The organism is Phenylobacterium sp. (assembly GCF_036264965.1).
Classification (GTDB): domain Bacteria; phylum Pseudomonadota; class Alphaproteobacteria; order Caulobacterales; family Caulobacteraceae; genus Phenylobacterium.
Window position 1 is genome coordinate 1 of sequence record NZ_DATAPY010000003.1, and the last position, 9,169, is coordinate 9,169.

The 9,169-nt window shown below is 69.3% G+C and carries 7 protein-coding genes; 3 read left to right on the top strand and 4 right to left on the bottom strand.

What is annotated here, in order from left to right:
* The 3 genes from VHS75_RS00290 to ptsP form a co-directional block, all read right to left on the bottom strand.
* The coding region (locus VHS75_RS00290; RefSeq protein WP_329636604.1) for a flavodoxin-dependent (E)-4-hydroxy-3-methylbut-2-enyl-diphosphate synthase at positions 1–183 on the bottom strand (183 nt) is incomplete at its 3' end.
* Between the two features lie 209 nt (positions 184–392).
* Complete coding sequence (locus VHS75_RS00295; protein WP_329636598.1) at positions 393–1,328, bottom strand: helix-turn-helix domain-containing protein; 936 nt, start codon at positions 1,326–1,328, stop codon at positions 393–395.
* Positions 1,329–1,346: 18 nt separating this feature from the next.
* Positions 1,347–3,611 carry a phosphoenolpyruvate--protein phosphotransferase gene (gene ptsP / locus VHS75_RS00300; protein ID WP_329636599.1) on the bottom strand — a complete coding sequence of 755 codons (2,265 nt, stop codon included), beginning with the start codon at positions 3,609–3,611 and terminating at the stop codon, positions 1,347–1,349.
* 293 nt (positions 3,612–3,904) lie between these two features.
* Here ptsP and VHS75_RS00305 point away from each other — a divergent pair, with 293 nt between their 5' ends.
* The 3 genes from VHS75_RS00305 to VHS75_RS00315 all read left to right on the top strand — a co-directional run bounded on the left by VHS75_RS00305 (position 3,905) and on the right by VHS75_RS00315 (position 8,112).
* Positions 3,905–4,771: a hypothetical protein gene (locus VHS75_RS00305; protein WP_329636600.1), complete on the top strand. Its 867-nt coding sequence runs from the start codon at positions 3,905–3,907 to the stop codon at positions 4,769–4,771.
* A gap of 180 nt (positions 4,772–4,951) precedes the next feature.
* Positions 4,952–6,685, top strand: a complete 1,734-nt coding sequence (locus VHS75_RS00310; protein ID WP_329636601.1) for an alpha/beta hydrolase — start codon at positions 4,952–4,954, stop codon at positions 6,683–6,685.
* A gap of 26 nt (positions 6,686–6,711) precedes the next feature.
* Positions 6,712–8,112 (top strand): MFS transporter, encoded by a 1,401-nt coding sequence (locus VHS75_RS00315; RefSeq protein WP_329636602.1) that lies wholly within the window; start codon positions 6,712–6,714, stop codon positions 8,110–8,112.
* Here VHS75_RS00315 and VHS75_RS00320 read toward each other — a convergent pair.
* Positions 8,109–9,169, bottom strand: a 1,061-nt coding sequence (locus VHS75_RS00320; RefSeq protein WP_329636603.1) for an aspartate kinase, incomplete at its 5' end; no start/stop codon positions are given. The two genes, VHS75_RS00315 and VHS75_RS00320, sit on opposite strands and share 4 nt — an antisense overlap.

Genomic DNA, 9,169 nt, shown 5'->3' on the forward strand with positions numbered 1-9,169 from the left:
CGCCTGAGCGTCGGCGGTGAGCGTGTTGGTCATCGACTGGACGGTGATCGGCGCATCGCCGCCGACCTCCACATTCCCCACCCGGATCTTGCGGCTCTTACGGCGCTGGATCGCGCGCCAAGGGCGGACCGAAGTGTGGTCCTTGTGCGCGTGATCTTCGGCGTGGCTGTGTGGGGCGTTCATGGCCACGGAAAATAGGGCTTTCGGGGCGCGAACCCAAGCAGATCCTCCCCCAGCGCGCTCTGCGCGCGTCAGGGGGAGGTGTCCCGAAGGGACGGAGGGGGTTTCCGCCGCTGAGTCCGCGACGACGACATCCCGGACGCCGGGGATGAACCCCCCCTCAGTCAGTCTTCGCTGACAGCTCCCCCTGAGGGGAACATCTTTGGCGCCGACTACTGCGCCAGGTTGCTCAACGACACCTGGGCGGCGGGCAGGAAGCCCTTGGACCGCCCGCCGACGAACACCTGGAAGCTGGCCGGCTGGGAGACCTCGGCGGTCAGACCGCCCACCTGCGGCGCCCGGAAGGCGTCGCCGGCGGCGAACTGCCGGGCGAAGTAGATCTGGCCGTCCTGGCCGCGGACGATCAGCGAGGCGGGCTTCAGGGCCTGCAGGGTGACGGCGGACGGCTGGTCCTTGGGCGCGCCATAGATCTGGCCGGTGGCCACGAAGACCTGCGACAGGGTCGACGGATCGACGGTGGGCGTCTCGGGCGTGAGGCCCGACTTGGGGCCCTGGACGGATTTGGGTGTGGTCACCGTGCCGTCGGGGTTGATGATCGGCATGCCCGGCGTCTCGTAGGGCGGCGGCGTGGTGGACTCGACGGGCGCAGGCAGGGGCGCGCCCAGCGGCACAACGGGCGGACTGGCGACGCCCAGGGCCTTGGCGGTCGCCTGGGCGCTGGCGGTGGGCGGCGGCGGTGCGTTGGCCATCAGGGCGCGTTGGGCGATGTTCCACAGCACGATCGCCACCAGGATGACGATCACGCCGGCGACGATCGCCACCGCGCGAGGGTCGCCGTTCTGGACGACGCCGACCGGCGCCCGCAGGGGCTCGTCGAGGACCGGCTCCTCGGACTTGAAGCGCTCGACCGCCGCGTCGCCGTCGAGGCCCAGCGCCTCGGCGTAGGCGCGGATGTAGCCGATGGTGAACGGCCGCGAGGGCAGGCGGTCCAGCCGCATGGCCTCGATGTCGGCCAGGTAGACGCGGCGCACGCGGGTCATGTCGGCGAGCTGTTCGAGGCTCAGCTGCTTCTGCTCGCGCAGGGCCTTCAGCGCCGAGCCGATGTCGGCGGCGGACTGAAGATTGAGGGCTTCGCTGTCGCTGGCCAAGACGCTGACTGGGCTCCCTCAGACCGCCACGTAGATCTTGCGGGCCAGGGTCTCGATCTCGTTGCGGACCGAGCCCGCGCCGCTCTTCAGCAGGGCGGCGACCCCGCGCCGAGCCGCCTCGCGGTCGCAGGACAGCACCATCTGCTTCACCGGCCCGACGCCGGCCGGGGGCATGGAGAGGCGCTCAAAGCCCAGCGCCACCAGGGCGAAGGCTTCCAGCGGGCGGCCGGCCATCTCGCCGCAGACGCTGACCGGGGTGCCGGTCTCGGCGCAGGCGCGCTGAATCTGCTCCAGCGCCCGCAGCGCCGGCGGCGACAGGGGATCGTAGCGGTCGGCCATGCGCGGGTTCCCGCGGTCCGCGGCGAACAGATATTGCATCAGGTCGTTGGTGCCGACGCTGACGAAATCGGTCATCGGCAGCAGGGCGTCGAGGTGCCAGACCAGCGACGGCGCCTCGATCATCGCGCCGACGTCCAGGCGGGACGGCGGAGCGCGGCCGCGGCGCTGCGCCCAGGCGACCTCGACATCGACCCAGGCCCGCGCGGCCCGGAACTCGTCCACGTTGGAGATCAGCGGGAACATGATCCTGAGCGGTCGGCCCCGGGCGGCGGCGATCAGGGCGCGCAGCTGCAGGCGCAGCAGGGCCGGGCGGTCGAGGCCCATGCGGATGGCGCGCCAGCCGAGCGCCGGATTGTCCTCCCGCTCGGCCTCCATGTAGGGCAGCACCTTGTCGCCGCCGAGGTCGAGGGTGCGGAAGGTCACCGGCAGGTCGCCGGCCGCGTCCATCACGCGCGAATAGAGGGCGGTCTGGGCGTTGAAGCGCGGCATCTCCTCGGCGACCATGAACTGGAACTCGGTGCGGAAGAGGCCGATGCCCTCCGCCCCGGTCTCGCCCAGGATATCGAGGTCGACATCGAGGCCGGCGTTCATCAGCAGCGTGATCTTGGCCCCGTCGCGAGTGAAGGCCGGGGTGTCGCGCAGCTTGGCGAACTCGGCGCGGCGCTGGCGGCGCACATCGATACGGGCCTGGATGGCCTTCACGACGTCGGTGCGCGGCCGCAGATAGGCCTCGCCGGTCTCAGCGTCGACGATCACCATGTCGCCTTCGGAGACCTTGTCGCGCAGGCCGGGCAGGCGGCCGACGCAGGGGATGTCCAGCGCGCGGGCGACGATCGCCGCATGGCTGGCCGCCGAGCCTTCCTCGAGCAGCAGGCCGCGCAGCTTGGTGCGGTCGTATTCCAGCAGGTCCGCGGGGCCCAGGTTGCGGGCGATCAGGATGGCGTTCTCTGGCAGCTCGCGCGCCTCATGCCCGTCGCCGGAGAGATGGCGCAGCAGGCGGTCGTTGAGGTCTTCCAGGTCGTGCAGGCGCTCGCGCAGATAGGGGTCACGGGCCTGGCCCAGGCGGGCGCGGTGCTCGGAGCGCACGCGTTCGACGGCGGCCTCGGCGGTGAGGCCGTTGCTGACCGCGTCCTGCAGGCTGCGCAGCCAGCTCTGCGAGTGGGCGAACATCCGGTAGGTGTCGAGCACCTCGAAAGAGGCGTCGACGAGGCCGGCGTTGCCCTCCAGCATCTGGTCGATCTGGGCCTGCAGGCTGGCGATGGCCGCGGCCAGGCGCTGCTCCTCGGCGGCCACGTCGTCGGACAGGAGCTGGCTGGGGGCGACCGGCGGCTCGTGCAGGACGGCCACGCCATAGGCCAGGCCATCGCCGAACTTGGAGCCCTTGAGGCGCTCGGGCCGGTGCGGGGCGATCTCCACGCCCTTCAGCGCCGCCTCGCCGATCAGCTCGCCGGCGGCGACCATCTCGGCCAGCACCATGGCGACGATCTGCAGGTCCTCCTGCTCGTCGTCGGTGTAGATGCGCGCCGTGCGGTTCTGGACCACCAGCACGCCGATGGCGCGGCCGCCGCGCAGCAGAGGGACACCCAGGAAGGCGTGGTAGGGGTCTTCGCCGGTTTCCGGGCGGTAGGAGAAGGCCGGGTGCTCAGGTGCGTCGGCCAGGTTCAGCGGCCGGCCCAGCTTCATGATCTCGCCGACCAGGCCCTCGCCCGGCTTCATGCGGGTGATGTGGACGGCGGCGGGGTCGAGGCCCTCGGTGGCGAACAGCTCCATCTCGCCGGCCGAGCGGCGCATGTAGAGCGAGCACACCTCGGCGACCATGGAGCGCGCGATGATCCGCACGACCATGTCCAGGCGCGCCTGCGCCGGGCCGCCCCCGGCGAGGGCCTCCCGAATCTGCCGCAGCAGACTGCGCTGACCGCGTATGACTACGCCCGGTTGCGCCATCCTGCCTTTCCCGTCCTCCCGAAGTTTATTTTCCGCTCCCTAGCAGGTTTGTATCTCTGAACGGAGACGGAAAGGGACGTTTCCACCGTTTGTCGCCTTTGCCCAGCAATCCGGCGCCTCAATTTACGCCTCTCCCTGGGGCGGGCGCCAAGGGAGAGGCTGGGAGAGGAGGGGGCCTTTGGAAGGTCACTAACGGGGGGAAGCTGACGTTGATACGGTCCACTTGAGGACGACTCCGTCCTGCGGGACGCGGTAGAAGCGCCTGAGTTCAGGGTGTTGGACAGAGTAGCGTCATGAGTTTGATGCGTGCGATTCTCGCAGCCGCGCTTGCCGCAGTTGCTTCCACGGCGCTCGCAGCCGAACCGACGCCTTCGTCATCATCAGCACAGGAGGGGATCCGCGCACGCCTGGCCGCTGACATAGGCCCCATGCCATCTGACGTCGCCACCCTGGATGGCTATGTCGCCCGGGAAGACTGGACGTCCCTGATCAAGCGCTTGGCCTTGAGCACCACGCCAGGCGATGTGTTGCGCGACTTGGATTGGGAGCGGTTGAAGGTCGTCAGTGGCGGCAACATCCTCTTCGACATCGCCTACGTGAACACCCTCTGGAAGACGGCCGGTTCAATGCCGGCTCCGGCTTCGGACCAGATGCGGCAAACCGCAGTCGCCTTTGCCTTGTATCAATTGGCCTTGATCGATCTGGACGGTCCCAGGTGCAAGGATCCCACTGCGCCGGCTCACAAATTCCAGCTGGCGATGACGAATTGGCCGATGATCTTTCGGTACGGCCAATCGCTCCCTCCGCAAGACCAGGAGGTCGTGAAGCAGGTGGCCCTCAAGCTCGAATGGGCGACGGCGCCTGTTCGCGCGAACGACCCGGCCCTCTGCCGCGGCGGGTTGGCGGAGATGCAGGCGAATCTCCAGGCCGGGGCCAAGCCGCAGGAAGTCCCTGCCGATCCCAGCCGACCCCCAGGGGTCTACCTCCCAGGCAAGAACTACGCGATCCCTCACATCGTGGACTACAAGCCCGAGTATCTGGCCGAAGCGCTTTGGAAGCCGATCGTCGAAGCTCGCCGAGCCAAGCTACCTGAGACTTTCGCTTCCTGGCTGAAGGCGCCTTCGGCAGGTGGCGCACCGTCTGACACGAAACCGAAGTGAGACTGCGCCGCTTCGACCAGACGCTCGGAAGCCGCCGGATAGGTTGCGCGGCGATGTTGTGCGTCTGCCGCGGGGTTCGAGAGCCCAAGCCCAGGCGCGCCAACGGCAACGAAGCTTGAGCTTTGGCCGTCCCGGCCGCATCGTCCCGGGCAACAAGAACAAGTCCTCGGGGGGACGCCAATGCTGCGCAAATGGGGCTTCTTCATTCTGGGCCTGGTGCTGATCCTGGGCGGATCGTACCTGGCCAACGCCATCCAGACGGCGGGCGGGGTGACGCTCAAGGACGTTCGATTCGCCGGCGACCAGGGTCTGACCCAGGCCGGCCTGCTCTATACGCCGCCGGGCGTCAGCGCGGAGCATCCGGCGCCGGCGGTGCTGGTCAGCCACGGCTATATCAACACCCGCGAGATGCAGAGCCCGTTCGCCATCGAGCTGGCGCGGCGTGGCTTCGTGGTGCTGGCCATGGACATGGTCGGCCACGGCTATTCCGACGGAGCGGTGGGCCAGTCGAAGGACCTGGGCGGGCCGGCGGCGCTGCGCTACCTGCAGAGCCTGCCGTTCGTCGACAAGGCCAACATCGGGCTTGAGGGCCATTCCATGGGCGGCGTGCCGATCGCCACCGCCGCCGCCTCGCAGCCCGACGGCTACAAGGCCATCGTTTTCGAGGGCTCGACCCCCGGGTTCCTCGGCGCCAAGGCCCCGGCCAAGCTCAACGACCTGGCGGTGGTGTTCGGCCAGTACGACGAGTTCGCGCCCTTGATGTGGGGCGTGCCCAAGGGCTCGGAGATCGCCAATTCCAAGAAGCTGGCCAAGGTGTTCGGCCAGCCGTCTCCGATCCTGGTGGGCAAGATCTATGGCGCGCTCGGCGACGGCAGCGCGCGGGTGCTGGAAAACCCGCCGGTGACCCACCCGTGGGAGCACTTCAGCCACGCGGGCGTCGGCGGCGCTGTCGACTGGTTCCAGCAGACCCTGGCCGGCGCGGCCCATCCCCTGCCGGCGGGAGACCAGATCTGGCTGTGGAAGGACATCGGCACGGGCGTCGGCTTCATCGGCTTCGTGCTGTTGCTGCTCGGGACCTTCGAGGTGCTGCTCACCGTCCCGGTGTTCGCCAGCCTGAACCGGCCGGCCGAGCCGGTGGCGGCGAAGCGGGGCGGCAAGTGGTGGCTGGCCTTCGTCCTGACCGCGGCGGTCCCGGCGCTGACCTTCTATCCGCTGATGAAGCTCGGGGTGATGTTCTTCCCGATGCAGCTCTTCCCGCAGTCGATCCAGAACCAGCTGATCGTCTGGGCGCTGATCAATGCGGTCATCACCCTGGTGCTGAGCCTGGTGGTGCGCGGCGGCAAGCCCAGCTTCACCAACGACTGGCTGAAGTCTGCGGGGATCGCGGTGGCGACCATCGCGGTGGGCTATCTGGCGCTGGTTTTCGTCAATGCGGTGTTCAAGGTCGACTTCCGCTTCTGGGTGCTGGCGCTTCACCCGTTGGACGGCCGCCACGCCGTGATGGCGGTCCCCTACCTGATCCTCTGGGCCGCCTTCTTCCTGGTGGCGATCCGGGCGCTGGCGGCCAATCTGGCGGTGAAGGGCGAAGGCTACATGGTGCAGGCGGGCGCCTGGAAGCTGGCCATGAGCCTGGGCTTCCTGATCCTGCTCGTGGTGGAATATTCGACCCTGTTCCGCACCGGCCTGCTGTTCACGCCCACCGAGCCCTTGAACACCATCGTGGCGATCCAGTTCGTGCCGCTGCTGGCGACCGTGGGGGCGATCGCGGCGATCACCTACCGGCGGACCAACTCCTATGTGCCCGGCGCGCTGATCTGCGCCCTGCTCCTGAGCTGGTACGTGACGGCGGGCACCGCCACTCACTGGTATCCGGGGTTCAAGCTGCCGACCCCGGGCGCCTCCCGCTCGCGGTGACCTGCGCCATGGGCTAGAGCGCCGGCATGGCCACGGCGACTCGTAGCGACAACACATGGGCGGACCTGCTGGCCGACGGGCGGGCGCCGCGGTTCGCGCTGATCTGCCTCGGCGTCTGGCTGAACGCCGCCGACAGCCTGGTGACCGCCACCATCATGCCCAGCGTCGGCGCCCAGCTCGGCGGTTACGCCTATTTCAGCTGGGCGACGGCCGGGTTCCTGGTCGGCGCGATCCTGGCGGGGGCAAGTTCCGGCCGCGTGTCGGAGATCTTCGGCCTGCGCGGCGCGACGGCCATGGCCGGCGTGATCATGACCCTGGGCTGCGTGATGAGCGCGCTGGCGCCCGACGTGGGCGTGTTCATGGTCGGCCGGCTGATCCAGGGGCTGGGCTCCGGCTGGATCTCCGGCTTCGCCATGGTGGCCATCGCGTTGCTGTTCCCCGAGCGGCACTGGGCGCGGGTGTTCGCTAGCGTGACCTTCATCTGGGGCATCGCCACGGTGCTCGGCCCGCTGTTCGGCGGCGCGGTGCTGGAGGGCGGCACCTGGCGCGACGTCTTCTGGCTGTTCGCTCTGCAGGCCGGCGTGTTCAGCGCCGCCGCGCCCTTCCTGCTGCGGGGGTCCGCCAAGGCGGTCGGCGGCCCGGGCGTCCCCTGGCTGCAGCTGGCGGTGCTGGGCGTGGGCGTCGCGGCCATCGCCGTCGCCGATGTGGTCAAGGCGCCGGCCCTGGCGGTCGGGCTGGTCGTCGTGGGCCTGGCGATCCTCACCCTGGTGATCTGGATCGATCATCGGGCGAAAGTGCGGCTGCTGCCGCATCGAGCCGGCGACTTAAGGACCGTCTGCGGCTCCGGCTATTTCGCCATGTTCGCCCTTACTGCAGCGACCATGGGCTTTGCGATCTACGCCCCGCCGCTGTTGCAGACCCTGCGCGGGTTCTCGCCGCTCGCGGCCGGTTACGCCATCGGCTCGGAGTCGGCGGCCTGGACGCTGGCGGCCATGCTGGTGGCCGGCGCGACGGGCCTCTGGGACGGCCGCTGGATCCGGATCGGGACCGTTCTGCTGATCGCGAGCCTCGTGATTCTCGCCCTGACCATGGCCGACGGGCCGTTCTGGTGGGTGCTGCTCGGCGGGGCGCTGATGGGCGCGGCCTTCGGCTTTTCCTGGTCGTTCATGAGCCGCCGCCTGCTGGCCGCGCTGTCCGACGAGGACCGCGCCATCGGCTCCTCGGCGATCACCGCGGTGCGCCAGACCGGCGCCGCGGCCGGCTCGGCGATCAGCGGCGTGGCGGCGAACCTGGCCGGGTTCACCGGCGGGATCACCGCCCACAACGGCGGCGCGATCGCGTTCTGGGTGTTCGTCTCGGTGATTCCCCTGGCGCTGGCCGGGACCTGGGCGGCCTTCCGGCTGACCGGCTCCGCGGAGACGGCTTAGAGCTGGTCCAGCCCGTAGGCCGCGTGCAGGGCGCGCACGGCGAGCTCGGTGTAGGCCGCGTCGATCAGCACACTGATCTTGATCTCCGAGGTGGAGATCACCTGGATGTTGACGCCCTTTTCGGCGAGGGCGGCGAACATCGTCTTGGCGACGCCGGTGTGGCTGCGCATGCCGACCCCGATCACCGAGACCTTTGCGACCTCCTCATTCACGGCCACGTCGTCGAAGCCGATCTGCGGCTGGGCGGCGCGGACGATCTCCACCGCGCGGGCGGCGTCGCGCTTGCCGACGGTGAATTCCATATTGGCGGTGTCGGCGGTGCGCGCATGGCTCTGGACGATCATGTCGACATTGACGTTGGCGTCGGCCAGCGCCCCGAAGATGGCCGAGGACACGCCGGGGTGGTCGGGCAGGCCGAAGAGGCTGATCTTCGCCTCGTCGCGGCTGTAGGCCACGCCGCTCACGATACGCTTTTCCACGATCTCCTCCTCGTCGCACACGATGGTGCCCTGCCCGGGGGCTTCGCCCGGCTCGACGAAACTCGACAGCACCCGCACCGGCACGCGCTGGGCCATGGCCAGCTCCACCGATCGGGTCTGCAAAACCTTGGCGCCCAGCGAGGCCATCTCCAGCATCTCCTCGTAGGAGACCTTGGCCAGCTTACGCGCCTTTTGCTCGATGCGCGGATCGGTGGTGTAGACCCCGTCCACGTCCGTGTAGATGTCGCAGGCGCCGCCCACCGCCGCCGCGATGGCCACGGCGCTGGTGTCCGAGCCGCCGCGGCCCAGGGTGGTGATGCGCCCGCCGCGCGTGACGCCTTGGAACCCGGCGATCACAGCGACCACGCCCGCATTCATCGCCGCCAAAAGATTCTCCGGCGCAATCTCTTCGATCCGGGCGCGGCCGTGGGCGTCGTCGGTGATGATCGGCGCCTGCCAGCCCAGGAAGGAACGCGCCTTCAGGCCCATGTGGCGCAAGGTCATGGCCAAAAGGCCCGCCGTCACCTGCTCGCCGGAGGCCACGACCGTATCGTATTCGTCGTCCGAAGGGTCCAGGC